General features: G+C 41.8%; 27 protein-coding genes and 1 pseudogene. 9 read left to right on the top strand and 19 right to left on the bottom strand.

The features are described from left to right. Nucleotides 1–122: 122 nt before the first annotated feature. Entirely contained in the window at nt 123–479 is a 357-nt protein-coding gene (gene tnpA, locus H6G26_RS06330) for an IS200/IS605 family transposase (RefSeq protein WP_190728430.1), read from the bottom strand. A 108-nt stretch (nt 480–587) separates the two neighbouring features. Next, nucleotides 588–2,240, bottom strand: coding sequence for a DNA phosphorothioation system sulfurtransferase DndC (gene dndC, locus H6G26_RS06325; RefSeq protein ID WP_190728429.1), 1,653 nt, complete (start codon nt 2,238–2,240; stop codon nt 588–590). A 234-nt stretch (nt 2,241–2,474) separates the two neighbouring features. Between dndC and H6G26_RS06320 the strand changes: the two genes are divergently transcribed. After that, nucleotides 2,475–4,073, top strand: coding sequence for a DGQHR domain-containing protein (locus tag H6G26_RS06320; protein ID WP_190728428.1), 1,599 nt, complete (start codon nt 2,475–2,477; stop codon nt 4,071–4,073). Here H6G26_RS06320 and H6G26_RS06315 read toward each other — a convergent pair whose 3' ends face one another. From H6G26_RS06315 to H6G26_RS06250, 15 genes and pseudogenes are all read right to left on the bottom strand, one after another. Beyond that, nucleotides 4,074–5,015, bottom strand: a complete 942-nt coding sequence (locus tag H6G26_RS06315; RefSeq protein ID WP_190728427.1) for an HNH endonuclease — start codon at nt 5,013–5,015, stop codon at nt 4,074–4,076. It lies immediately after the preceding gene. Nucleotides 5,016–5,046: 31 nt separating this feature from the next. Next, nucleotides 5,047–5,517, bottom strand: coding sequence for a DNA phosphorothioation-associated protein 4 (locus H6G26_RS06310; protein WP_190728426.1), 471 nt, complete (start codon nt 5,515–5,517; stop codon nt 5,047–5,049). 164 nt (nt 5,518–5,681) lie between these two features. Then, nucleotides 5,682–7,580, bottom strand: a complete 1,899-nt coding sequence (locus H6G26_RS06305; RefSeq protein ID WP_190728425.1) for a DUF3370 family protein — start codon at nt 7,578–7,580, stop codon at nt 5,682–5,684. Nucleotides 7,581–7,891: 311 nt separating this feature from the next. Beyond that, nucleotides 7,892–9,964, bottom strand: coding sequence for an AAA family ATPase (locus H6G26_RS06300; RefSeq protein WP_190728424.1), 2,073 nt, complete (start codon nt 9,962–9,964; stop codon nt 7,892–7,894). Further along, on the bottom strand, nt 9,961–10,134 hold the full coding sequence (locus H6G26_RS06295; protein ID WP_167306198.1) for a hypothetical protein: 174 nt from the start codon (nt 10,132–10,134) through the stop codon (nt 9,961–9,963). The genes H6G26_RS06300 and H6G26_RS06295 overlap by 4 nt, the downstream gene beginning before the upstream one ends. Before the next feature lie 328 nt (nt 10,135–10,462). After that, nucleotides 10,463–10,639: pseudogene (locus H6G26_RS06290) on the bottom strand (helicase); the annotation flags it as partial. 78 nt (nt 10,640–10,717) lie between these two features. After that, on the bottom strand, nt 10,718–11,908 hold the full coding sequence (locus tag H6G26_RS06285; protein ID WP_190728423.1) for a tyrosine-type recombinase/integrase: 1,191 nt from the start codon (nt 11,906–11,908) through the stop codon (nt 10,718–10,720). A gap of 1 nt (nt 11,909) precedes the next feature. Next, the gene (locus H6G26_RS06280; RefSeq protein ID WP_190728422.1) at nt 11,910–12,299 is read right to left on the bottom strand and encodes a hypothetical protein; all 390 of its coding nucleotides are present in this window, start codon (nt 12,297–12,299) and stop codon (nt 11,910–11,912) included. Nucleotides 12,300–12,602: 303 nt separating this feature from the next. Beyond that, nucleotides 12,603–12,758 (bottom strand): hypothetical protein, encoded by a 156-nt coding sequence (locus H6G26_RS06275; protein WP_190728421.1) that lies wholly within the window; start codon nt 12,756–12,758, stop codon nt 12,603–12,605. Between the two features lie 52 nt (nt 12,759–12,810). Further along, nucleotides 12,811–14,058, bottom strand: a complete 1,248-nt coding sequence (locus H6G26_RS06270; protein WP_190728420.1) for a hypothetical protein — start codon at nt 14,056–14,058, stop codon at nt 12,811–12,813. Beyond that, nucleotides 14,055–14,420 carry a hypothetical protein gene (locus H6G26_RS06265; protein ID WP_190728419.1) on the bottom strand — a complete coding sequence of 122 codons (366 nt, stop codon included), beginning with the start codon at nt 14,418–14,420 and terminating at the stop codon, nt 14,055–14,057. The genes H6G26_RS06270 and H6G26_RS06265 overlap by 4 nt, the downstream gene beginning before the upstream one ends. After that, nucleotides 14,410–14,532: a hypothetical protein gene (locus H6G26_RS43705; protein ID WP_277883767.1), complete on the bottom strand. Its 123-nt coding sequence runs from the start codon at nt 14,530–14,532 to the stop codon at nt 14,410–14,412. Before H6G26_RS43705 ends, H6G26_RS06265 begins: the two co-directional genes overlap by 11 nt. After that, nucleotides 14,529–14,753, bottom strand: a complete 225-nt coding sequence (locus tag H6G26_RS06260; protein ID WP_190728418.1) for a hypothetical protein — start codon at nt 14,751–14,753, stop codon at nt 14,529–14,531. The genes H6G26_RS43705 and H6G26_RS06260 overlap by 4 nt, the downstream gene beginning before the upstream one ends. 81 nt (nt 14,754–14,834) lie before the next feature. Next, complete coding sequence (locus H6G26_RS06255; protein WP_190728417.1) at nt 14,835–15,203, bottom strand: hypothetical protein; 369 nt, start codon at nt 15,201–15,203, stop codon at nt 14,835–14,837. 234 nt (nt 15,204–15,437) lie between these two features. Further along, nucleotides 15,438–15,668 carry a hypothetical protein gene (locus H6G26_RS06250; RefSeq protein ID WP_190728416.1) on the bottom strand — a complete coding sequence of 77 codons (231 nt, stop codon included), beginning with the start codon at nt 15,666–15,668 and terminating at the stop codon, nt 15,438–15,440. Nucleotides 15,669–15,959: 291 nt separating this feature from the next. Between H6G26_RS06250 and H6G26_RS06245 the strand changes: the two genes are divergently transcribed. Next, nucleotides 15,960–16,373, top strand: a complete 414-nt coding sequence (locus tag H6G26_RS06245) for a hypothetical protein (RefSeq protein ID WP_190728415.1) — start codon at nt 15,960–15,962, stop codon at nt 16,371–16,373. Between the two features lie 81 nt (nt 16,374–16,454). On the opposite strand, the gene H6G26_RS06240 is transcribed toward H6G26_RS06245, so the two are convergent. After that, entirely contained in the window at nt 16,455–16,781 is a 327-nt protein-coding gene (locus H6G26_RS06240; protein WP_190728414.1) for a KGK domain-containing protein, read from the bottom strand. A gap of 79 nt (nt 16,782–16,860) precedes the next feature. Between H6G26_RS06240 and H6G26_RS06235 the strand changes: the two genes are divergently transcribed. The 3 genes from H6G26_RS06235 to H6G26_RS06225 all read left to right on the top strand — a co-directional run bounded on the left by H6G26_RS06235 (nt 16,861) and on the right by H6G26_RS06225 (nt 19,975). Next, nucleotides 16,861–17,070 (top strand): hypothetical protein, encoded by a 210-nt coding sequence (locus H6G26_RS06235; RefSeq protein WP_190728413.1) that lies wholly within the window; start codon nt 16,861–16,863, stop codon nt 17,068–17,070. A gap of 6 nt (nt 17,071–17,076) precedes the next feature. Next, entirely contained in the window at nt 17,077–17,415 is a 339-nt protein-coding gene (locus tag H6G26_RS06230) for a hypothetical protein (protein WP_190728412.1), read from the top strand. 205 nt (nt 17,416–17,620) lie between these two features. Further along, nucleotides 17,621–19,975 (top strand): DnaB-like helicase N-terminal domain-containing protein, encoded by a 2,355-nt coding sequence (locus H6G26_RS06225; RefSeq protein ID WP_190728411.1) that lies wholly within the window; start codon nt 17,621–17,623, stop codon nt 19,973–19,975. On the opposite strand, the gene H6G26_RS06220 is transcribed toward H6G26_RS06225, so the two are convergent. Beyond that, complete coding sequence (locus H6G26_RS06220; RefSeq protein ID WP_190728410.1) at nt 19,934–20,179, bottom strand: hypothetical protein; 246 nt, start codon at nt 20,177–20,179, stop codon at nt 19,934–19,936. The genes H6G26_RS06225 and H6G26_RS06220 overlap by 42 nt on opposite strands. 71 nt (nt 20,180–20,250) lie before the next feature. Here H6G26_RS06220 and H6G26_RS06215 point away from each other — a divergent pair, with 71 nt between their 5' ends. The 4 genes from H6G26_RS06215 to H6G26_RS06200 are packed head-to-tail and all read left to right on the top strand — an operon-like array spanning nt 20,251 to nt 24,828. After that, nucleotides 20,251–20,658, top strand: a complete 408-nt coding sequence (locus H6G26_RS06215; protein ID WP_242053607.1) for a hypothetical protein — start codon at nt 20,251–20,253, stop codon at nt 20,656–20,658. Then, a complete protein-coding gene (locus H6G26_RS06210; protein ID WP_190728409.1) occupies nt 20,658–21,086 on the top strand; it encodes a hypothetical protein in 429 nt (142 codons plus the stop codon). Before H6G26_RS06215 ends, H6G26_RS06210 begins: the two co-directional genes overlap by 1 nt. Continuing rightward, on the top strand, nt 21,086–23,980 hold the full coding sequence (locus H6G26_RS06205; protein ID WP_190728408.1) for a hypothetical protein: 2,895 nt from the start codon (nt 21,086–21,088) through the stop codon (nt 23,978–23,980). Before H6G26_RS06210 ends, H6G26_RS06205 begins: the two co-directional genes overlap by 1 nt. A 2-nt stretch (nt 23,981–23,982) precedes the next feature. Further along, the gene (locus H6G26_RS06200) at nt 23,983–24,828 is read left to right on the top strand and encodes a hypothetical protein (RefSeq protein WP_190728407.1); all 846 of its coding nucleotides are present in this window, start codon (nt 23,983–23,985) and stop codon (nt 24,826–24,828) included. Nucleotides 24,829–24,843: the final 15 nt, after the last annotated feature.

Below are 24,843 nucleotides of genomic sequence, written 5' to 3'. Positions count from 1 at the left end.
ATGGAATTCGCGGTTACACAGTCAAAGTCCACCTTCGTGGACTAAATCCGTATATAATTTTTGGTTTATTTGGGAGTTAGTTCCCAGGTGGGAATGATTGATTTTTGGCTGTGGTGGGCAGCTTAGTTTCTGATGTAATTGGCTATATTATCAATGGCATCGTGACTAACTGTAAAAGCTCCATAGCTACCTTGCCACTTGAAAAATTCGCCCGGTTTTATTTCGTGAGTGATGAAATGGGAAGAACTTCCCTTAATTTGTTTAACCAATTCAGAGATACTGATGGTTGGCGGAAAACCCGTTAGCAGATGGACATGATCGTCAATACCACCAATCGCAATTACGGTACACTTTAACTCTTCAGATTCCCGAATAATTGCCCCGTAAACTTCCTTTTGAATATCAGGCGTAATTATAGGCAATCTATCCCAGGTTGACCAAACATAATGCACATACAATTGTGTAAAACTTGCTCTCATTTTCTTCAACCCACGTTCGCCCTTGGCGTTCCGAAGGAAAGGTGGGTTTCGTCTGTGTAGCCGCGAATTCCATTCGCCCGGTATTCTCGGTATTCGCCCGGTATTCTATTATTCTTCTGAATTTTCCTTTTTAAATTTCATACTTGCCCAAGTTACCTGCTCATCACTTTCAGCTTCATCTACTTCATTGATTGCTGGAACATCGCCTAAAGTCATCTGCTTGACTTTTGCAACGTCACCTTGACTAACTGCTTCGCTTAATTCGCGTTTCAAACGAGCATTCTTAATCGCATCTTCTGGAGAACGGGAACTCGTATTAAAACATTTTTCTAGGGTTTCGTATATTCCCACGCGACGAGTCTTTTTGCGATACTGGCGTTCTGTGTCTAACAATTTCGCCATGAGTTCCAAGTGCATCGCATCACCTTCACAGATTTCTTCTAATACTATCCATTCATCACGACCTAGTAGACTATAGTCTGCACCAGGACGGGGATCTTGAAATTCTTCGCCTGTCACTTCTTGATAAATCCGGGGTAAGCTATCATCAAATTCGTGTTTGTCTTCTAGCCAAATGCGGCGAATTTCGCTCATTTCTTCTAGAGTAATTAGTGTGATATCGCGCATATTTTCTGGCGCTGTGCGACGGGTTTTTGTTTGCGCTTCTAATAATCGTCTGAGCCAATGTTCCCGCCAATATTTAGTATAGGGGCCGTGAATTGGTTCAATAGAGGTTTCACCATCTACATGACGTTCAAAAAGTTGGACTTCTCCCCAGATGCGACGGAAGTCTCTTTTATCGCGGTCATCTCTATTATCTAATTCATTGCGAATATCTAATAGAGGCTGCATCCATTCTTTTTCTTCATCATTTTGAATCATTGCCTCCATTGATTTATCTTTACTAACAATTGTGCAAACCCAGCAGCCAAATCGAGAATCACCACAGCTAGCAGTCGAAGTATCAACAACTAGTGGACATTCATTATCTGCTGTAGCACCTCGATACATAGTGAACAAATCTTTGTTGCTATATCCCCAAGGATTTTGCCATTGATTTAAGTAAATCCAAACTTCATCAGTACGCCAATCTTCAATAGGGCTATAAATCAAAGAATTAGGTAAGCTTGCACTATGGTAAAGCAGAGATGTCGGTGAACTTGAATCAGAAAGGAGACGATCTTTTAAGCTACCTGCTTGATGTTTTTCCATTGAGATAGCACGTTTGATACTTTCAGCCTTACGCGTACCTAAAACAAGAATAACTTCCCCATTTACTCTAACCACATCACGGATAAAGTGGTTAGAAGGATGAATTTTTAGACGGTCTGTACACCAACGAAATTTTCCTCGTGGCGTTGGATAACCTTTACCAATCAAGCTTACCCAGAATGTCTCTTTGATTTCTGGGTGTAATAAATGTGGCTCAATGGGCATTTTCTGTTCTTGAGCAGCAACTTTCATCCTTTCTAAGGATTTGCGTACCCAAACAGAGACTACAGGGTTTTCTACTAGTGTGTCAGTTGTAATAACATGAATAGTCTTTTTTCGCTTTTCAACTGGTAGTGCTGCGATCGCATTCCAGATAAGCTGTAAGGTAGCAGTACTATCTTTGCCGCCCGAATAGCCCACCACCCAAGGTATCTCATCTAAACAATACAATTCTTGAATTTCAATAGTGAGAGCTTGGATATAGTCCACTAACTCTGCTACAGTACGTGCTTGTTGAACTATCTTTTCTTGTTGTTGTGCTGTAGTCATTTCTCTTTCTCTCTGGAAACACTGGCGTAATATTCGGGCGAATAGAATTCGCGTCTACATAGACAAAACCCACCTCCGCAGGTTTAATGTAATATCCGGGCGAATAGAATTCGCGGCTACACAGACAAAACCCAGCGACCTGGATTGAAGAAAAGTTTTTAAAAACTTTACTACTAATATCCAAATTTTTGGATAATTAAACGACATAATCCTATTCTGTTTTTAAAATTTAACATGAAAGATACTGCATCTGACCCAACGGCTGACATCGCTAGAGAATACCGGGAACGAGAAAACAAGGAAAAACAGGTACTAGCTTTACTCCTAGAGAAGTTTTTAGGAAGAAAAGATCAGATTCTCGTTCAAAAAACCGAGATGGGTGGTACTGAGGCTTATGTTAGCTCTGTTACCTTGGAATGGTTCGCAGGCCGGGTTCACTTCGCCTCTGGCTTACCTCTGTTTCAAAAAAAGTATAATCCTGAGACTGATAATGTCGAGATTGACGCGGATAGTATTGATGAAATTCAACAGCGTCCCCTTGATTGGTCACGTCAAGCGCCACTAGTGCAGTATTTGGCGGCTAGACACAACCATAAGTTTCCGCCAGTGCTGGTAGTAATTAATCAACCGTGGGTGGATAATCCCAAAGCTGCTGAGTGGGATAGTGAAGGACGCGCCACCAAGTCTACTACTGATTTCGTCCCCTTAGATAAAGACGCTAAAGTAGGTCTGCTAAATATTTCTGAGGATGATATAACCATTTATGCACTAGATGGTCAACATCGATTAATGGGTGTACAGGGGTTGATGGAGTTAATTAAAACTCGCAAACTCCAGCGCTATAAAAAAGATAAAGGTGCTGATGACAGTTTTATTACAGTCAATGATTTGATAGAAAAGTACCAAGTAGACCTTGCTTACTTGCAAAATTTACCCAAAGAGAAAATTGGTATTGAGTTCATCTGTGCGGTAGCGGCTGGGGAGACTCGCACCGAGGCGAGGCGGAGGGTGAGATCAATTTTTGTTCATGTCAACCTGATGGCTGCACCGTTGACTAAAGGGCAACTAACACAGTTGAATGAAGATGATGGTTTTGCGATCGTTGCTAGAAAAATTGCAGTTACACATCCACTATTAGAACAACGACAAGAGCGCAATCCTCGTGTTAATTGGAATAGTGCAACAGTCGCTTCAAATTCTACAGTTTTGACCACTTTGCAAGCTCTCCAAGATATGTCTGAGCGATATTTGGCTCAAAAGTTCCCTCACTGGAAACCCTTGGAGAAAGGTCTAATTCCCATGCGTCCAGAGGATGAAGAAATTGAGCAGGGAATTGAGGAATTTAAAAAGCTATTTGATTCTTTGGCTAGTCTTTCTAGTTATAAAATTTTAGAACACGAGGATACACCAGCTTTACGGCGCTTCAGCTTTGAGAAGGATGGAGGTGAAGGAAATATGCTTTTCCGTCCAGTTGCTCAAGTTGCATTAGCGCAAGCTTTGGGAATTTTGGTTTTTAAAAAAGGTTTCTCCCTCGTAGATATTTTTAAGAAACTACGGAAGTTTGACCAGCAAGGTGGTTTTAGTGGTATGGAATATCCCCAATCTCTCTGGTATGGGGTTTTGTATGACCCAAATAAAAAGCGAGTGCAGGTTGCTGGACGAGATTTGGCGGCGAAGTTATTAGTTTACATCCTGGGTGGAATTCAGGAACAGATGGAACGTGCTGAACTTCGTAAGGCTTTGGCTGATGCCAGGACTGTTGAAAATAAAACAATAGGTTTTGATGGGGAGTTTGTTGAACCGAAAGCTGTAGGACTTCCACCTATCCTGTAATTATGCTTGAAATATATTTTGGCGATGCCATTGAAGCGCTTCCAGTTCTGGAAAGTATTGCTCTGTCTTGGGTAGAAGTATTGTTTCACCATGAAAATCTTTCATAGGTTTAGCATGGGGAGATGCTTCTTCCAAATCATTACTAACTATAATTTTGTATTGCTCATCTACAGCAAACCAACCCCTATCAAATGCCCAATGATGATTTTTGCAAAGAGCAATTCCATTATGAATTTTATTATCATAAAACTGTGAAAATGGTTTGATATGTGCGCCATCTACAATGTTTTGATTTACTTTTTTAGTTACTTTGAGTCCACAAAAAGCACATCTGTAGTCATAAATACGAATAATTGCTGTCCTAAAGAAAGCATTTCTAATAACTGCCCGTTTCAAGCTCAACCTTGGATTATTGTCTAAATTTCTCCTTTCAATTAATTTTTCTATCTCTACCGCGTCATCTTGAAAAGTTTGATTTATTTGTAAAATAGCTTCTATATCATTTTCATTATCAGAAAAGAAAGCTGCCACAAGTGCATCAATTAGTTCTTGTCTGTAAAATTCATCTTGCAAAAAATTAAATAATTCATTGTCTAGATATGCGTATTCAACAGCATCTTTTAGTTTGTTAATTGTTTTTGGCTGTAACCCATTAAATTCAGGCTTAAATTTCAAGTACCAAAAGCCTTCATTTTGCAGATGCAAGAAAGGATAGTGTAAACCACCTTTGTAAGACGGAGAACCGATTACATTCCAATACCTCTCAAATATTTGAATTAATTCATCTGAAACTGGAATCTCGTTAGTAGTAATGATACCTCGCGCAATCAAATCAATTACAGATAAAACTAGTATTGGTTTGTATTGAGCGTTACCACGCTTACGGCTATTACTCACATTTAATTCAGCCAGCCGTTGACAATAATATGTTATATTTTTCATATTTAATAACTTAATTAAGCAAGCGAAAAAATCATTTTAAAAATTTACTAAGGTCAAATTCTTCTTCTAGCTGTTCTTTTGTTCCTCTTTCAGAAATCAGAACTAATAGAAGTCGCTCTGAGTAGTCAACAGAACCCCGTAACTCATTTTGTAAAATTTCCAGTCCTGCGTTAGCATACTCTTCAAATATTTGAGTGCGTTTATCTTCATCTTGTTCTTCTCTAGATGAGAGTATGTTGATATCTTGAGTTTCATTTACTCCTAATAATTTAATGATTAGGTCATATCCCAATGAAGCAAAATTTTCTTGGGGAATTGGAGATGGTTCTCTTTTTGTAGTTTCTCCCAAAGGAACCCGCTTTTTATTTTTAACACCCAATGCTGCTGCAAACACCATAACTTCTACATAAGTCTGAAAAGGCCCAGTTGTGTCTTTTGATGCGACTAGAGATTTCACCAACTCAGCCTTATCTTTAGCAACCCTGATTCTATTTGCAGCCATTGTTTTAATATCTACATTGTTGCTATTTTAACCGAAAGTTAGAAGTGATAGTAATTATTAGTACATTATTTTATACTAGTATGTAGGCGATCGCCTAAACAAACAAATTATCCACTAACATAGTCCATCTTGGTACTGCGGGTTCAGCTTCAGCTACCTCATCATCACCCCTCTGTTCTCACCGTCAAAACCTGCGGCGGCGTAGAATCTGGAGGATACAAAAAGTCCACTTGTACTTCTCGCTTCCCACCCGCTAACATTTTCAGCGTCACCAACGGTTCACCCCTTTGTCCCCGACGCTGTACCAAATGCACATAGCGCGTCTTTTCCACACCATTATCATCGATGTAACGCACCCGCACCGTTCCCCGAAAGAATATCTGTTCTACACCTGGCTTTAAAAACAGTAGTCTATCTGTTCCTCCTTCATCCTTCACAGGAGTCTGGATTGATACAGTCACAGTCTGAGTTTGGTTAGTAATATTCCTGAGAGGTAAAGTCAGATTGTATTCAACACCATAGTTACTGTGAGCAAAGTACGCTGTATCAGGATAGCGTTTTAACATTGGTGCGCTTTGAATTTGCCCAGTACTGAGAGTAATTAAATGTACAGTTCCCAAAGGATAAGAAAACGCCTTTCCTGCTTGGGGTATGGTTAACTCAGACACATTGGGATTATCCGTAAGCTGTGTTTGCCATTGCGTTCCTTGGGAGACACCAGCGACACGACTAAATACTGTTGGTTCTCTGGGAGGGTCGAGAGGTGTAGGAATGGGGTCACGTTTTCCTGCTAAACTGCCAGTATTCAGAAGCTTTTGCCACTCTGCTAAAGTGGGTGGAATGTTACTATTTTTGACTAAATTTGCGAGATAAACTGGGCTACTACTTGCCAAGCGCATCATCGTAGTGCGACCGTTAGAAGCAGGAGCCTGTACGGGAATGGGTAAATTCGCTAGGATTTGCGTTTCTTTTGGTTCTATCACCAGCTTGTCAGGAAAAATCCCTTGCCGAACTCCCCGCAATACATCATTCATTGTGCGATCGCCTGGCCCAGAGTAAACTGTACCTTGGGGATTTTCTACCACATCAGGTAAAGCGATAAATGGCGCTTCTCTGGTAAGGTAACTAGCTGCTTGTAAAACTTGCAGTGTGACAGGTTCATTCCCTGGATTATGTACAATTATCCCTTGGTAAACAGTGCGGCTTTGGGCTGGTGTTTCCGCCCTGACGATATGATGAGCAAATATATCAAATCTGCCTTGAAAGGGATAATTTAAATGTGCTGACTGTACTTGTTTCCCATCTGGGGGGAAAGTTGATAGTAAAATTCCTTCAGTTGTTACCAGTTCGGGACTATTGCTGTTAAAGGTGGGAATAATATCGAGTTTTCCTGGTAAGGGGCGTACTTCTTGCGGATGTACTTCAACTCCAGCAATATATTGTGGAGGAACCATGTAGATATTTAACGCCCGACATATCAAAGCTGCAACTTCGCCTCTAGTAGCGCTTTGCAGTGGTTTTAGCTGTTTAACATTGGGATAATTGACAACAATACTATTAATAGTCGCAGATGCGATCGCATTTTGGGCATAGTTAGGAATTTGTCCCGCGTCGTTAAAATATTGTTGTAATATCTGCGTTGGGTTGGATACAGGGCTGTAATTTTTCCCACCAGCTACAACACCAATGATTTGGGCGCGAGGAATTGGCTGGTTAGGCTGGAAAATCCCACCAGGATAACCAGAAAAAAATCCTTTTTGGTAAGCGGTAGAAATTGCTTTATTCGCCCAATAATTACTGGGTACATCTTTAAATGACGTAGCAGTGCGTTTCACTGGTGAATCAGGAAAAGCATTTAGCATCAACACTGCTGCTTCAGCGCGTGTCACTGTTGCTTCTGGGCGAAAACTACCATCAGGGTAGCCTGTAATAAGTTTACGGTCTCCTAGTTGCTGTACACAATTTTTTGCCCAATAGTTTTGGGTGTCAGAAAAGGCTAGCGCGTTGGAAGCTGATAGAGTTAAAAGGGAGACGACGACTACTGAAGTTTTTCTGAGTAGCATTAATAAGCTTTAGTATAAACTAAAACTATTAAAGCATTTTGTGGATACTTGAAAAGAATCAACTTAAGCTTAAAAAGGTACTTAGAAACCTCCTCTGCACAGGACTTTACCCGGCTGCGCGGATTAAAATAATTTGTTTAAGCCTCTTGTTATTTTCTCTTACTCTTAACCCACCTTAGTAGGCTAGCGGGTGACGCTCCTTCTCTGCGAGACGCTACGCGAACGTCGCTATCGCTGAAAGCGTTTTCGTAAGACTAGCTGCTTTAGGTTTATGTTTTGTACAACCCCAAACTCCATTCGCCGGGGCGTAATTATTTATCTCGTTCAACTTCCATAATTTCTGTGTACTCAAACTCGTTCGGACTTTGTTTCACCAAAGCATATTTTTCTCCACCCAACTTAATATCATCTTGTTCGCAATCTGGCTTAGAAGAATAATACGTAAGCACATATTCTCTACCAATTCTCTCTGTCATCTCTGCTTCTACTTCACCCCGCCACTGAGTTTTAGTTACTAAAACTATCAACTGATTCGCTAATTGGGGGATTGTCTTTGCAATGTGTTGCCGTGAATTCTCATCCAAACTACCAAAGGGTGAATCCATCACAATTGGGAAAGTGTTACTATCGGGAATCATCATCATTTTTCGCTTCTCGCTCCATTCCCGTACTTTGTCAATGATGCTAGCTATAAAGGATAAACTGAGAATTTGATTTTCCCCAGTGGAAGCTGCAACTGGTGCTTCTATACCTGTAGTATTTTCTACTAATGTCAGTTCATATTTTTCACTAATTTTAGGAATGTATGGAGTTACAGAAATCTCCATAAATATCTCTTGTACTCGCTTTTCTAGTTGCAGGCGAAATTGTTGTTCTTGACGATTCCTAACTTCCGTTAACCGTTCAATTGCATCTTGAGTAGCGTTAATTCGTCGCTGTGCTAAAGTTTGCTTGTCTTCATTCAGCTTCTGTTTGGTGATTTGTTTGTTTAAACCTTCAATCTCAGTTGTGAGTTGAGCAATTTGCTGCTGATTTGCACCCTGTTCTCGATTTAACTCATCAATCTTACTTTCAATTTCATCTAACCGTTTTTGCAAACTGCTAATTTCTTCATTAGCATCTTTTCGCAACCGTTCTTGAATATTGTCTAAGTCTCCTTCAATTTGAGATATGCTTTGCCTTAATTGATTAATTCTGGCTTGTTCTCTATCAACTTCTTCCCAAAAACCTATAGCTTGCTTATCAATTTCATCTACTTGAGCTATCATCCGAATTGCAGTTTCTTCCACCGCCGAAGAACCTGCTTTATTTAACCAGGTACTCACATGAGTATGAGAATGATTACCCTTATGTAACTCTGCGCCACAAATACAGCGCTGAGAATTGAGTAAATCATTCACAAACTCCCGCGAAATTCCAGATGTTAATTCGCCTCGTTGCTTCAACTCATGGATAATTCCTCGGAATTGAGATGTAGTTTCTGACAATAAAACGGTATAACCCCGCGCAGAAATAACTTTTTTTAGCGCTTCCTTAGTTTTTTTATATTCTTCTTGATTCGTCGCTTTCTGCGATTCTAAATCCTGCCATCTTTCTTGTAATTCTTTTGCAGCGCTCAGTTCTCGCAAACGGTTACTTGTCTCTTTTTTAAAAGTTTGTTGATATTCTAACTCTTCTTTAATTTCCGTTTGCCGTTTAGTAATACGTTCACGTTCTCGCTCTATTTTCTCTTGCTGTCGTAATAACTGTTTAGTTTCAGAATCACCAATCGCTTTTAACTCATTTTCTAAAGTTTTTTTAGCATCTCCCAAATGTCTGATGGAACGGTTGATTACTTCTACACCCAAGAAGATTTTTGTAGCTTCGGCAATTTCAGCTTTTTTATCAGAACGGACTATTTCTTCGATTCGTTCGCCGTCAAAGAAAAAATATTGATGTAAAGTAGCGGGTAATATCTGATTAATTATATCGTCTGGTTGCTGAGTTGGTATATTCCATTTACCATCATCCGCACCAACCCACATGGTTAATTGAGTTTTACCAGCGTCAAAATCACCTTCGTTTTTATAACCCCGACAGGCGCGTTTAACCCGATAGCGTTTACCTTCATGTTCCCAGCCAATTTCTACCCAACATTCTATAGCTTGACCTTTTTGAGTTTCTGCGATCGCACGCTTATTTACCAACTGCTCTATCGATGCAAATGCAGCACTAAATTTATCATACAATACCCAGGTAAAGGCATTCAGCAAGCTAGTTTTACCAGAACCATTATTACCATGAATAATCGTCGTGTTGTGAACATCTCCACCAGCCAAAATCATCTCTGGTGTCGTACCATAAAAGGAGCGAAAGTTGCATAGCTTGATTGAAGTCAGCTTCATCGCACCTCTTCCTTGATAATGTCCAAAATATTATCATTTATATGGCTGTTAATCTTTTTATCTAGCCTGCCTTTTTCCAGCTTCCATACCCGCTCAATAATTCGCCGTACCTCAGGCGGAGCGCTGTTTATTGGCTCTTGCACATCATCGATATTTGCATCTTGTGACATCTTCGGTTTGGAAATATAGTTTTTCTATATTTTAACTTTCTCTAGTACTGCATTTACCTCCGTAAAGCCACTGTTAGCCTTATCTTTAATTTTGTAAAAACTATTTTTTGAAATTTATACTTTTCTTTGAAAAAAGACTTTACTATTGAATTATATTCTGTTATTGTTAATATCAATAATACCAGATCATAATGGGATGTAATTAAAATTTTTAAAACTACTTACATCCCATTATGTTCTAATTCATAATTTTATTATTTCATACTTAATGCTTCTTTTTTCAGAACTCGAAAAATTTTACAAAATAATACAACTATATAGTTCATCATCAAATATCTAATAAACCATAGCGCTTTTGTAAATCAAGTAACTTCATTCTTGCTTCCCCTGCATTATCAGCTAAATCGGCAAACTCCACAAAGCGACGCAATTCCTTTTTCAATAGATTACGCTCAACTTCTATAGTTTCTCTATCTAAATCTGGTGGTAAAACAATCATGTCAAATGTGATATTACAATAAAACCCCTATTTTTTTTAGGGGCTTTGTATTAGCAATTGGCAGCAAAATTCCTACCATCAAAATTAAAAATCAGGACACTCAGAATCTACTACGTTGGGATGACAGTAGTATTTCAAAACCGTTTGCACCTCGTCCCCAATCCACAAAGCAACTTTTTCCGGTGTCACCCCCGACGCGATCGCCCAGGTGGCGAAAGTATGGCGGGTGGCATAGGGTTTTAAGTAAGGTATTTGACCCTGTGCGGCGAGTTGACCAACTACTCCTGGGTATTCGGTGCGCTTGTTGCCCCGGAACATTATCTTGACGCTCCAAAACTGCTGCATGATGCAACTGTTGTATGGTTTTCCCGTTTTGGAGACAAACACCAGCGCATTCGGTTTCAAATCCTGAGAGTTGGCTTTCATCTCCAAAAGCATTTGCTGTAATTTTGACCCTTCACTAGTCGGAAATATGCGGCGCTTGCCGTTTTTTGTGCCTTTACGCACTCGATAAAGATTGCAGGATTTATTAATTAGAATTCGAGTGCAGTTGGCTTGCACATCCCCCCAGGTAAGGGCGAATGCTTCCCCCAATCGCGCCCCTGTCCAAAATAGAAATTTTACTAAATTGGCGTGGTGACTATGGACTGGGTGACTCTCAAAAGTAGAAATAATCAAGTCGCGTTCCTTAAGGGAAAATGCTTCATGCTCCTCTTCAGTACTTTTGCGGCGGGGTTTTTTGATTTTGAGTTTTTCAAACGGGTTAGTAGCAATCAGCCCAGAAGTAACAGCCCACGCACAGCACTCACTAAAATGATTGAGCAGCACCCAGGACATCAAATGTGTGGTGTTTTTAAGTAACCAGTCCCGAATGATTACGGCGTGTGCCAATTCTGTTGTCGGCAGTTTAGCAATATATCTGTTAGTCCCTTTGTATTTAGCAATAATTGTGGTGGTTTCTAGGAGTGACTTTTTAAATTCGCTAAATTTCTCCCACAAATCACTCAGATTAAATTCATAAGTTGCGCTCAAGCTTGAGGTAATGACAGCGTTCCTTCTGGGCTGAAACTGATAGCTTTTAAGTGTGGAGTCAAAGCGCTCAAGGGTGATATCGCTAATAATCATGTCTCTTTTAATCCGCACCAATGCACGATTTTGGGGAGTATCTTGCAACCCAGAGCTAACAAAAAGTTGCCCAATCCCCCGAACACTAAAACGGATGATAAGCTTATTACTGCGTTTATCGACGCTAATCCACTTGTCTTCAGCGTCCATGCTATTCCTCGGCATCGACAACATATAATTGACCTTTGCTATCAGAGGTAATGTACACAGAAATGCTGCGATTTTGCGGCTCTGGGTCTTCATCTTCCTCTTCTTCATAGCTAACAGTCACCAGCGCTTCTACTACAACTGTCCATTCACCAGCTTCGTCGTCACGTTCCTCTACAGTTACTAACTCAATCTTTGTGTCTAGAATCTCCCAACTAGAAAGCGCTTCCTCGTCTGGCTTGGGCCATTCTGTGGCGTAGGTGTGGCAGGTGGTATCGTCATCTGGGTCATCTTGCTCCTCATACAAGTAAGCAGTCAGCCCAGGCGGCGCATATTGATTGAGAATGTACATTTCGGCTAATTCTTTTAGTTGCTCATCAGTTGGGACTGTCATCGCGATCCACTCCCGCCGCACATAGGACAGCTGTGTAATTCGCCGTCCTCCTGAATGAATCCACCGCCGCTACACGTGTTACACAGGGTTTTGTCGTAATACACGATATCGTCTTCATAATCTGGATCGTCAGCGTCCCACGCCCAGGTATGACCGCAGTCAAAGCACTCCCAGTAACCATAATTTTCTTGGTATTGCAGTCGTGTAGAATCGCATCGAGGACAATTTGTTTGAGTCATTGCAGATTTGAAAATTGTTTCGATTTTTTAAGTTTTTTAGCCCCAAAAATTTTGTCTACAGTCGCTAAAATCCGTTCTGGGGGCTATTTTTAGCGCCTACAGCCGAATTTTTAGGGCTAAAAAATTGTAGACGGTGTAGACGCGTTATTAAATGATTAGCGGCAAGGTGATGAGCGATCGCACTTCCACTCAACCACTGCGTATTTAATCGATAATTCATCTACAAAGCGTTGCCTACAGCCTGTAGACGAACTGTAGGCAAGCTGTAGACATTACTTTGACCACCTCCAGCCCAATCGATCGCCATTTCCTTCGACTTCCCCCAACCCCCTGTCAGCCATAGAAGCAAAGATAATCCGCACTTCATCTGGCTGCATACCGTCAAACAATCGGCTAACTTGCAGCAGAATTCTGGCTTTTAAAACCTCGCCTGGGTGCTGTTGACCCCAGTCAAGGATAAATTGCTCAAACTCATTCATGGCTGTAGGCTGCGATTGCACCTTATCTTCCCCGCCGGAGGTTTCCGGCTGCACCGTCGCCCCGGTTGCCCAATTGCTAAGGTCAAGCTCACATGGGCAGTCATCGACTAGAAAGCGCTTTTTACCACCAGCTTTTAACCATTGCTCTAGTTGAGGATCTTTGAGTTTAGTCCTGGCGTAGTCACGCCCGAACTGCCCCAAACGCACCAAGACAAAGCAGCTGTAAAGGGTGTCTTTGTCACCTTGTAAACCGTAATTCTCAGCCGTGTCATTTTGGGCCAGCGCACAAATGAACTGTTTGTATCGCCTGCCCCGTTTAGCGTGGCGTTTAATCCAGGTGGTAGCGTGGTCGCACTCGTCTACCAAAATGGGGAATTCTTCGGCAATCATGAATCGTTCCCGACCGGCGATCGCGTTATCCCCCCCTTCACCCCTAAGCTGAACTAGGTTTTCAAGAATTTCTAAGTCTTTACCCATTGCGGTGTCGATGGCTTTGAAATTCCCTTTACGCCCAATGACATCGGCTTGATCAATCCATGACCAATCATCCGGTTTAGCGTCGCTGTCATAGACGACGACCCTACCGCCGATTTTGGAAGATAGGTACTGGGTAAAGGTTGATTTCCCGTCGCCCGTGCCACCGACCAAAGCAACGTGTTTTTGCTTTTTCTGGATGTACTCAACTGGATCTGTAATCAGGTTTTCAGGTTTCCAGTTGACATCCAATGCCCCAACTGTAACAGCTAACTGCGCTGTGGGTTGGGTCTTTGCGCGGGCCCACGCTTGAAAGTTCACCCGTGATGCACTTTCAATATCACCAAGTGATTGTTGCAGGAGTTTGGCTGTTTGGCGATGTCTGCGACCGACTTCGAGAACGCCAACTGATGCGCCCAGTATCCACGGTTTAGATTCTGGTTTTTGACTTGCCCCCAGGAACAGCAAGCCACAGCTAACAGCCAAGCTTCCCCAAAATGACCACTTAGCACAGGCGTACATCTGCAAGTGTTGATGTAACTGGGAGGGGTGTAAATCACTGCTCATATTCCTAGCAATACCCCCGCGGCGACTAACCCAACCCGCAATAGCAAAATATCCTTGACCTCTGGCACGGCTTGACGTAAGTACATGACGACAATCCCAGCGATCGCTAAAATTCCCACCACCCCCAACCGGATAAACCCAGGCATGGGTATACTTACCCAGCAACTACTTAATAAAGCAGGAATCGCTACTGTAGAAGCAAGGGTGTAAGCCAAGTCTGGCAGATTGTCTGGGAGGGCTATCGCGTTTCTCCACCCCTTTTTAAATTCCTCCAGCCGTGATAGTTCGGCTGTGCTGGTTACTGGCGAGTAGTGACCGCGTTCGCTGGGAACCTCAACAACAATTTTTTGCTCATCTGCCATACTGCACCTCGATTTTGAGGTAGAAAGGACGATCGCTTTCCTGCTTGCACAGTGCCACGAAGGCAATGATTACAGCGCCAATGATGCAAATAAGGATGCTTATCTGATTCACTTTTCCCCCCAGTCACTGTACTTGCCGTAGCCACTGGTTTCAGTCAGTCGGTCATTGATTCGGTTGATAACTTCGTTATCACTGACAGGCAGTGACTTCCCTTGGAGGTAGGCGGCTGATATTTCGGCGCACTCCTCCACAGATGCGCCATTGCCTAGTAGCTGTCCCTCTGGGAAGCCTACGCGGTGAATCTCGTTACTGGGATTTGGTTGATCAGTCATATAATACAGATGATGTTTAGTTTTCGTCGGCGGAGACTAATCTCATGGGCGATCGCGGATCTGTGCGGATGGCGTTCGCCTTTAAAAATCAGCTTTCGTTGCAGTGGTGCTGTTAAAAATAGTTACGACCCAGCAAGGCAAAGTCTTTCGCCTTGTCGGACTAACTTCGATGGGTTGACGAGTGTCAAGGCAAACTGCCCGCCCGTCGTTGAGTTTTACGTAAAGGGTTTTGCCTGTTTTTGTTCGAGAGAACAGTTGCCCAGGTGACAAGGTTTCAAATATTACCTGAGTTTTACCTACTACATATTCGGCTTGGTGAGAATCGAACCCCTCGGAGAGCGGATCGTCTGCCATCTCTTTCCACTGTCTCTGCCTTCTGGCTTTAGGTTCACCATTGTTAGCTGACTTGCCGTTAGTAGTGGCTCGATCTGTGGTCTGTTGGTCGGTCATAGTGGGTGACGTGTGCCTCGATAGTGGGTGATGTGTGCCTCATAAGTGGGTCACAAGTACTTCATGAGTAGGTGATGTGTACGTTATCTTGACTTGAAAATTACATTTGTTTGTTCACTAAAGCATTGCTGTATATACACTTCAGAGTTTTCTTGTTTTAGTTTTGCGCTATAATCTCCTTACTATTAAATTCAGTTTGTTTTGGCGATCGCTCGTTTTCGGGGCATCGCCTTTTTACTGGCTTACCTCCGCTAATTCAGGAGTGTGGCGATAGACGGTCACGCTGTTGTCTTTGACTATCCGCAAAAAGATTTTTGCTTCTTCTTTGCGTAACTGAACTGGCTTTGAATCGCCCTGAAAGTGGATGAAAACTACATCTTCAAATCGTTGCACGTAGGCAATTTTCTCAAAGCAGAGAAATGTATCAGAGTGTGGATTCTCAAAATGAATGAAATTGAGGCTCATAAGCTGTTATCTGTTGTTGGTATACATTCAGCATGGATGGAAGCTAAGTACTGCTAGCCCAGCGACGCTACGACTTACGGGTGAATGCAGTTGTCAGTTGTCGGTTTCCCCTAGCAGGTCTTTGGTATTCGCTCAGTGCTGGCAGGCTGCTATCTCTGCCTGGTTTGGGGTGGTATATCTTAGTTTTGTTCAGATATAACTAATGTTAGTATAATGTACGAATGAAACCTGTCAAGCATTCTATTCGTACAGAATAAAGTTTCGTTCATACAATAAAATGAGGGTATTGTTGTGGTATACGCGAATGGCCAGACCCAAGAAACTAGCAGAAGACTCGATGCGGGCAACTTTTTGGATCAGCGAGAAGGACTGGGAGGATTTCAGGCTTCAAGCCGAAGCTATGGGACTGAATCGCTCGGATCTAATCAGGCTGATAGCTCAAAGGAAAATCCCCTTGGGCGAACAAACAAATACAGAGATACTCCTCCTGGGAAAATCCTAGAGCGGCTCAAATTGATCGAGGGGAGATATCTATCCCATCTCAAGACACTTGAGGGACGACTAGAATCCCAGCTAAACGAAACCAAAGGTGAAGAGCAAAGCTTTAAAACTGCTATTCAAGAACTTGAGCAAGAAATTTACAACTTAGTATCCACCCCAGAGAAATTAGAGTCGCGTAACAAAAATAACGGACATTACGAATAAAGCCGTCCTGCCTACTGTGGCTAGGACGGCTTTATTCATGGATATGTCGCCTACTGCCATCAGCAGGGGACACATCTGTGACTAGGCATCAAGGTGCGATCGCAGATCATCTAACGGTGATTCAACAGAAACAACAGAAGGTCTTTGCTGAGGGACTTCTGGCTCATCCGGGAGGAAATCTAGCCTTAGCCGAAGTCTTCCTTTCTGCCAGCCTCCGCCCTTAACCAGCAAAACCTTACAAGTGATACCATCCTCAGTCTCATTCCTGTGAGAGGTGTTTTCCCCAAACGCCAAATCCTTTAGAGACTCTATTAATTCTCCACACGTAGATGTTGTGTTCCCGGTGAAACTAATCTCCTTGTCCATAGAAACAACATCATCGTCGTACAAGATGATTTCATTACTCATTTGATTTTCTCTTTCGGTAAACGATATGGCGGGTTAAGCGCCAACTTGATCCGCCTTCCCTGAGTTTTCCCAATGTTCAATGACTAATGAGCCAACATACCCAAACTTCCATGAGCTAATAAACCAGACAGATGCCGAAATGCAGCGACTGGGCTGGACAGTAGAGCAAGGTCGAGAGCATTTGATGAAATATTACGGAGTGCGATCGCGATCGCTTTTGACCCAAGAGGAATTAGACAACTTTCTTCTTTACCTGCAACTTACCGATTCGCCAACCCCCAATAACTAATGACCAATGACCGACGAAATCAGAGTAACTATCTACCAAGTCAAGCGAATACCTAACGTTTACCGTCCTCCCCTGGGCTTACCCCTAAACTGGAAAGATGAAACATCGGGAGAATTGCCCCGTGCAGTTTTTAAATACTTTAGTTCCCAGCAGCTTACTGCCGAAGAAATCAGCCTCGTAGCTGAATACTGCCAGCATTACATCAACGCCCCTTGCTGGGATGCCACCGGAGGATTCCCCAATGAGCTAGCAGCGCTGCGGGAATCAGCCAAGGAACTTTCTAGCGTTAGCGATATTAACCAGTGGGTTAATAGCTGCCTTGAAATTGCGATCGATCCTTTTTAACTACCAACAATGTCTCAATAGCAACTAGGCAACTCGTCACACGCAAAAAAAAACTCACTAAGTTTATAGCTTAGTGAATTAGATACAAAAAACATCAGTAAAAAATGAACAAATACTTACGAATCTTAAGCGGTAAAATACGCGTTGTTTCCCTGCATTCTAACACATCAAATAAGTCAAAACTAGCTAATTGGGGGACAGAACAATGATAGCAACCCCCTATACATACACCGAAGAACTAGATTTTAGCTCTAACGAGAATAAACCTTTACCACAAAATATTGGAGCAGAGGAAGCTGTACTAGGTGGTATCTTGTTAGACCCTTCTGCAATTTATCGAGTTAAAGACAGATTAAGACCAGAGCATTTTTATATTGGGGCACACAAAGATATCTACCAAGCGTGTCTGAAGCTTTGCAAGAGAAGTCAACCAACAGACTTGTTGCACGTTACTAGCTGGTTATCAGACCATAATTTACTGGGAATAATTGGTGGTAGAAGTAAACTAGCTAACCTTGTTGATAGAACGGCTAGCGCGGTCAACATCGATAAGTTAGCAGATATAGTAATCAGAAAATATAAACGCCGCGAACTCATCAGAGAAGGGCATCGAACTATCAAGCTAGCTTACGACGAAGAGCAAGATTTAGTAGATATTTTTTCAACGGTTACTAATAAAATAAAAGCAGTAACCGATACACCAATCGCACCAACAAAAGATGAATACCAGCGATGGAAGCACGACCGACTACTAGAAGAAGTAACAAACATTTATACAACAGTAGTCGAGCCATCATTTAGATTTCTCAAGCTACATGAACTGGCTAAGGAACACTCTCTTACCACAAGTTTTCTCGAACACTTCTATCTAAAAAGTCTTACTGCTGTGTGTAGTAAGTTACTCACCTATGAAGAACTAAAGCAATTAGCAGGTTCTACAGTTCGTGAGTGGTTAATTAATGGCTTAGTGCCTAAAAGCACCACAATTTTACTAGCTTCCGATGGTGGAATTGGAAAAACCAAATTCACTTATGGAATCGCCAAAGTCATGATTCAAGGTACTCAATTCGGCAAGTTCATCGCTACAGGAGAGAAAAGGAAAATCCTTTATTACCAGGGTGACGAGAGTCCAGGCGACATGGTGCAAGCCTTAGAATCTCTTGGTTATTCCGAAGACGACATTGGCCCATACGTAAGAACCCGTTTTGGGTGGAGCGCCGAGAATATGCCAGCCCTCATCCAAGATTTAAAGGAGTTCCAGCCGGACTTTGTAGTAATTGACTCACTCTCAACCGCTAACAAGTATTCCGTTTATCAAGAGTCACAGATGGAATACGCTCGTCCCATATTGCAGATGACCGGGCTAGCCACTCAGCACAAATGCACTTTTCTGATCATTCACCACACCAATCGGGAAGGTGGCATTCGCGGCACAACCGCAATTAGAAACGCTGTTTCAGAAGTATGGACGCTCACGAAAGATAAAAGCCAGACTGCCACGCCTTACGATCGCATTTTAGAGATCAACAAATCGCGATCGCGCTCCTCCGGGAAAAAATACCGCACCTACTTTAACCCGGAAGACGTGAGTTTCACCTTTTTGGGAGAGGAACCAGAAGAGGGGTCAATTGTCTCAGAGCAATCAGCCAAAGACGCACTTTTAGAATTTTTCAGCAAAAACCGAAACGTCAGGTTTACATCCAAAGAAATGTCTCACCGACTGGGGTATTCAGACGGACATCTCCGCAATTGCCTATCAGGGCTAGCGGCAGATGGGCTAATCTCGGCTGATCGCCAGCCAGGACAGCCGACTAATTATTTTCTAGTCCTGGAGTCAGTGACGATCACCCCGGACGATCACCCCACGATCACCCCCGATCACCCCCGCGAAACTCCTCAAAGCATTGCCAGAACTGAGTTAGAGTCTGCTGAAACAGGAGGTAGCCCAGAATACCCGATCACCCACGATCACCCCACGATCACCCCCGACGATCACCCCATCGATTCATGTACAGCAATAGATACAGCCGAAGGTGATCGTCTAAGTACAGAAAAATCGTTAGAAAAAAAATCTGAGTCAGAAAAAAATAATGGGCATTTTTCGCGATCGCCCGATCACCATCGCCCAGAAGTCTTGTCAGACAATAACTCTAGGGGTGATCGTGGGGTGATCGTTATCGAGGACGATCACCCCTCATCTTCACCGTCAGCGACGATAAAGCCAGAGTTGCCCTTTATTGAAGAGAAGGGACTTTACTGGAGTGTGTCCTTCAACCGAGAGGTAAAAGTATTCCAAATTTTTGATGAGTTATCCGAAGCCAGCTGCCAAGTGTCAGGACGAGGCAGATTTAGTCTGACCTTTACTGACTTGCAATGCTGTGAGCAATCCCCCAGGAGTGATTTAAGTGTCGGTGACAAAGTAGTAATCCTGGTTGGCAAGTACAAGGAAACCTTTGCAACCATTACCACCATTAGAACCGATGGCATTTGGCTAAAGTGCGATGATCGCAAAAAGCGCCTAACCAGACCTTACTTTCCACATCAACTGGTCAAGGTTTAGCCAAGTAGCCGTTGCCTTGCATGAAAAATGCGATCGCTGGCCAAATACTGCGATCGCAATAAATCCAATGAAGTAAAGACAGGTGTTATCAACCTTGTCCAGGCTATCCGCTCCAAGTATTGTTTGTCGAAGGCTTGGCGAAAAGTTTTCAGGTAGAGTAAAGCGCGATCGCACCTCTGGCGAGCGATCGCACGATGGCAACATCTACCCGCTTTAGCCTATCCGCCCCAGTGTTGCTTGTCACGGACTATAAGCGATGTGACAAAACTTAATTTTTGTACTATCAATTTTTAAAAACTATTGGCAGCATATTAAAAGCTGCTTACATTAGAATAATCCAACTAATTTTAAATATGGCTGAATTAAGTTTGACAGACATCTTTGGTGCTGGTGCAATGCAGGATGCCACTAGTATTACAATTCAAAAAGCTGCATTACCCAGGCTAAACCCAAACTCAAGTAATACTGCTGAGAGTTTGTTAGTTGGCATTCTCTTAAAAGCTGAAGCTACTTTAACTCAAACGAGTTTTGATGCAAACCTTGATCAATCTATTTATTTTTCTACGGGCTTTTCTAGTTTTACTAATCGAGGCCCAAACAATGACTCCTATAGAGTTGATCAACTAACTGTAAATCTAGTCAAACCTGATACTGGATCAATTATTGATCCAGATGATTATTAATGGCATTAGGGCACTTAGAAGGCATTGCGGGAAGTGGCGCGACTGGCACTTATATCCCGCGTACTAGCCCTAGCGTGGACATCCCGCCAAATAGTAGCGGGGGCTATGCGGTTACATATCAATATTGGATATTTTTTGCTGGCGAAAATGCTTACAAAGTTTTTGTAAATGGTATTGAAGTCGATCCAGGTACAGGATATCGCTTAAATTCTGCTGTTTGGGTTTTAGATAAGATCGATATTGAATATGATTGCATTAACGGAGCTTGTATTAAAAAAGATGTTTACAAGACTCCAGGATTTTATAAATCTTTGAGCGAATGCGAAATAGCTTGCGGTGTCGGCTGTAGTGGAAAATGTATAAGTAATAGTGAGTGGTCGCAAATAGAGAATTTATCGAGTCAATTAAGACTAAGGAATTGTAGTTAATGGCATTCAGCACAATTTCAAATTTACAGCAAGCTTTAAACTGCGCTGGAAAGTGTGATTGCTGTAATAAACTACAAGCACAAATCAATGATTTAAAAGCTGAGATCGCACGTATCCCAAAACTAGATGAAAATCGCCTTGTCACCGCAACAAAAGCGGCACTACAGCCAGATATTACCACAGCAGTAGCAGCAGGTGGAACGGTTATTATTAACAAACTAAGACCGGAAATCAATAGCTCAATCGAAGCTGCCAAGAACAGTTTTGAAAGGACTCTGCAACAGATGAATGATGCAGTTTCAGGAGTGCGTAAAACTGCCAATGTCGCTAATAGTAAAGCTACTCAATCTTTAGGTGAAACCATAGCGAACGCTCGTGAAATTGAATTAACAAAAGGATTGGCACAGCAAGCCAAAAACAGTGCAGTTGCGGCTACAAGACAAGCAACATCAGCCGTTACTGAATCAGCCAAAGCTGTTAAAACTACCCTTGATACAGCTAGCGACGTTTCAGGATTAAAAGGCGTTGTTAATGGCGTTAAAGGGACTATTGGAAAGTTAGGAGAAACTGTTGTTGCTGTGGAAAAATCCGTTGGCACAGCAATTACAAAAGCAGCAGAAGCCATTGGAATTAGCAAACAAGCACTAGGTACAGTTGGAAGATTTGCGGGGCAATTTCTAGCTATTTTTAATGCTATCGCCACTATTTTTACAATCCTTGATGGCATGGCCACAAGAGAGGTACTTGGCGCGAGATTAGATGCTGTAGAGGCAGGATTAGCGGCACAAGGCAGGGATATATCCGGCGTTTTGGGTAGGCTGTTTCAGTTAGTTAATAGGGTTAAAAACAACGAAACTGCCACCGAATCGGCACGTAATTTAGCTTTTGAAGCAAGAGGAATAGGATTACAAGCTACATCGTTAGCTCAGTCAGCACAAATATCAGCAAGTAATGCACAATCTACGGCATCAGTCGCTAGAGGTGCAGCATTGCAAGCTCAAACCACGGCTGATGGCGCTGTTAAAAATGCATCGATTGCAAACAATAACGCAAAAATTGCGGATACCAGAGCAAGACAAGCTGAGGCAACAGCAACGACCGCTACAAATGCGGCTAGTCAAGCACAACAAAAAGCAGAACGAGCTATTGGTGAAGCCCAAGCAATACAAACTAAAGCAGAACGGGCTATTGATGAAGCACGAACAGCACAAACCAAAGCAGAACGGGCTACTAGTGAAGCACAAGTAGCGCAACAAAAAGCCGAAAAATCACAACAATCAGTAAATACTTTAGATAATAAAGTCTTAAACCTTGAAACCAAAATCAATGGGTTAAACTCTGCTATTCCTCCTTTAAATAATGCAGTAGGTAATGTAATTAATATTGCAAATGGCGCAAGTAATACGGCGAATGCAGCTTTAAATCAATTTCAAAACAGTTCTAATAGTTTACAAAATCAATTAGATCAAAAATTTAATCAAATTGTCCAACAAAATAAACAAGACTTAGGAATTAAGGGGCTTGAAACATCAAGCTTATCAAAAGAATTTGATAAAAAGTTTTCTGATTTTCAAAGGTTATCAAAAGCTGATGCCGATACTAGATTTAAAGAATTCACACAACAAAATGAGCGTAGCTTAGGAATTAAAAGGCTTGAAACATCAAGCTTATCAAAAGAATTTGATAAAAAGTTTTCTGATTTTCAAAGGTTATTAAAAGCTGATGCCGATACTAGGTTTAAAGAATTTATAGAACAGAATAAGAAAGCTCTAGCAATTCCAAATAAAAAAATAGACTCTTTGCAAACCCAACAAAGGGAAAGCGAGAAAATGAACAAAGAAGGATTAGAAAAACTTGATCAAATAATCCCCATGCTTGCGGGTATTCCGCTAATTCCAGCGCTAGCGGCTAATGCCATCCGTCCAAGTATACCAACACTCCCACAAATCGAAACTGCTGCGGCTGCGGGCACTTGTCGCACAACTCAGCCGGGTGGCTGTATGCGTCGGGCGCTTGATGATAATGCCGCTAATATTGCTAATAATGCTAATAGAAATTCGGCTAATATTTTGGATGCCTTGAATACGGGTGCAAATGCCGCATTATTACAAGGGCAGCAAACAATTCTTACAAGGTTAGGCGCTCAACTCCCCGGTGGTATTGGTGGAAAGCTATCACGCTTCACCGACTGGTTACAGCTTGATCGAGCGCTAAACCTACTAATTTTAGCTGCAACTATTCACAATGCTTTGATGCTATCTAATGACATTGGACAAACTTTATTAGGAGCAATTAATAATGTTCTTCAGTTGATAGGATTAAAAAAAGAAGACGGAAGTAATTTTGATATTGGTTCAGTAATTAGCGGCTCTATTGAAAATTTAATCAAGGGGGCAATTGGGGCTGACAACTATATTCAATTAAAAGAGGCGTGGGCTAAAGCTAATAGAGTTTATCAAGCAACTACTAATGTGCTAAATAGCTTTTTAAATTTATCTCAAACTATTTTACAAGCTTCTGAGTTAATAGCAGCTTATACAGGAAGAATTGGAAACGCCCTAAAAAAAGGTGGTGTTATTCTTGAAAATGCCTACGGGTGGATGAATCCACAACCTAGATTTAATAGAATTACTACTTTTTTAGAAGGGCTACAAAATGGAGCCTCAACAATTCAAATGGTCACTCAAGCACCATTAGATATTATCACCGCTACAACTGAGTTTACAACCGCTTCTACAGAATTTGTAAAAGCTATAAAAGAAGACGATAAGCCCGCAAATAAACCAGCATCCACACCAGAACCCGACCAATTAAAAGCCAAAGAAACTCAATCAAAAATAGAATCTCAACCGTTAAGTTTTGATTTTTCAGATTTGTTTGATGGGGAGGATTAAAAATGTCGCTGCCTGAAGGGTTTGACAGCATAGAGCATCTTCAAAAAACTTGGAATCAAGAACACAATAGGAGGGTTGATCGATATTTTAGGGACGTACAAGGTAATGGTAGTTTAGCAGGGGTAAGAGAATCCTTGAAACTAGCTTGTAGGGCGTTAGATAATGATAATATGTATACGTCCTGGATGCGTTCAGACCTTTTTTATAATGTTATTGGGTATAGCCGTAAAAACTTGGCTGTTTTTTATGGTAGCCGCCTTAGCACGGCTCCTCCAGTAGCAGGGCATCCGCAACTATTTTTTGTTTTTTCACAAGATGAATCGGCCTCTCCACCAGAAGAGTCGCCAATACAACACGAAAAGTCTGTTAGATTAACAAATTTCTATTGCTCAACTGGAAATATAAAACCAGCTATCACCAAAGCAAATATGCTAGAGATAGCTAATGAAATTAAAACTACTTTTTTATCAAATTTAAGGGGAATAACTTATAGTACTGGGAATAAATCAGCTAGCTATACTGACCCAAATAATGGATTTTTTAGAGGAAATTATCTACTTGTAAATTCTAAATCTGATGCAGTAGAAATTTATCAGAAAATTTGTAATGTTATTAATGCACCTTTTCAAACCGATAAAATAATTGTCAATGATCCAGACAAACCTAGTACAACGACCGCTACAGCAGGGAAAGTGACAATTTTAGGCAAGTCAGTACAAAATCGCCGTTATAGACCCGTTGCAGTTCTTCGATTCAGAAGCGCTTATATATCTTTAGGCAATCTTGTACCGCCAGTTTTTTTACTCGATACAACGCTTAGAAATCAATCTTTAGTCAAATATCCTTAAATTTTAGTACTTTTT

Origin of the sequence: Nostoc sp. FACHB-888 (assembly GCF_014696655.1) — a bacterium.
Taxonomy (GTDB): domain Bacteria; phylum Cyanobacteriota; class Cyanobacteriia; order Cyanobacteriales; family Nostocaceae; genus Nostoc.
The sequence above is the reverse complement of the archived record's forward strand: the minus strand, read 5'-3'. Positions and strand labels throughout refer to the sequence as shown.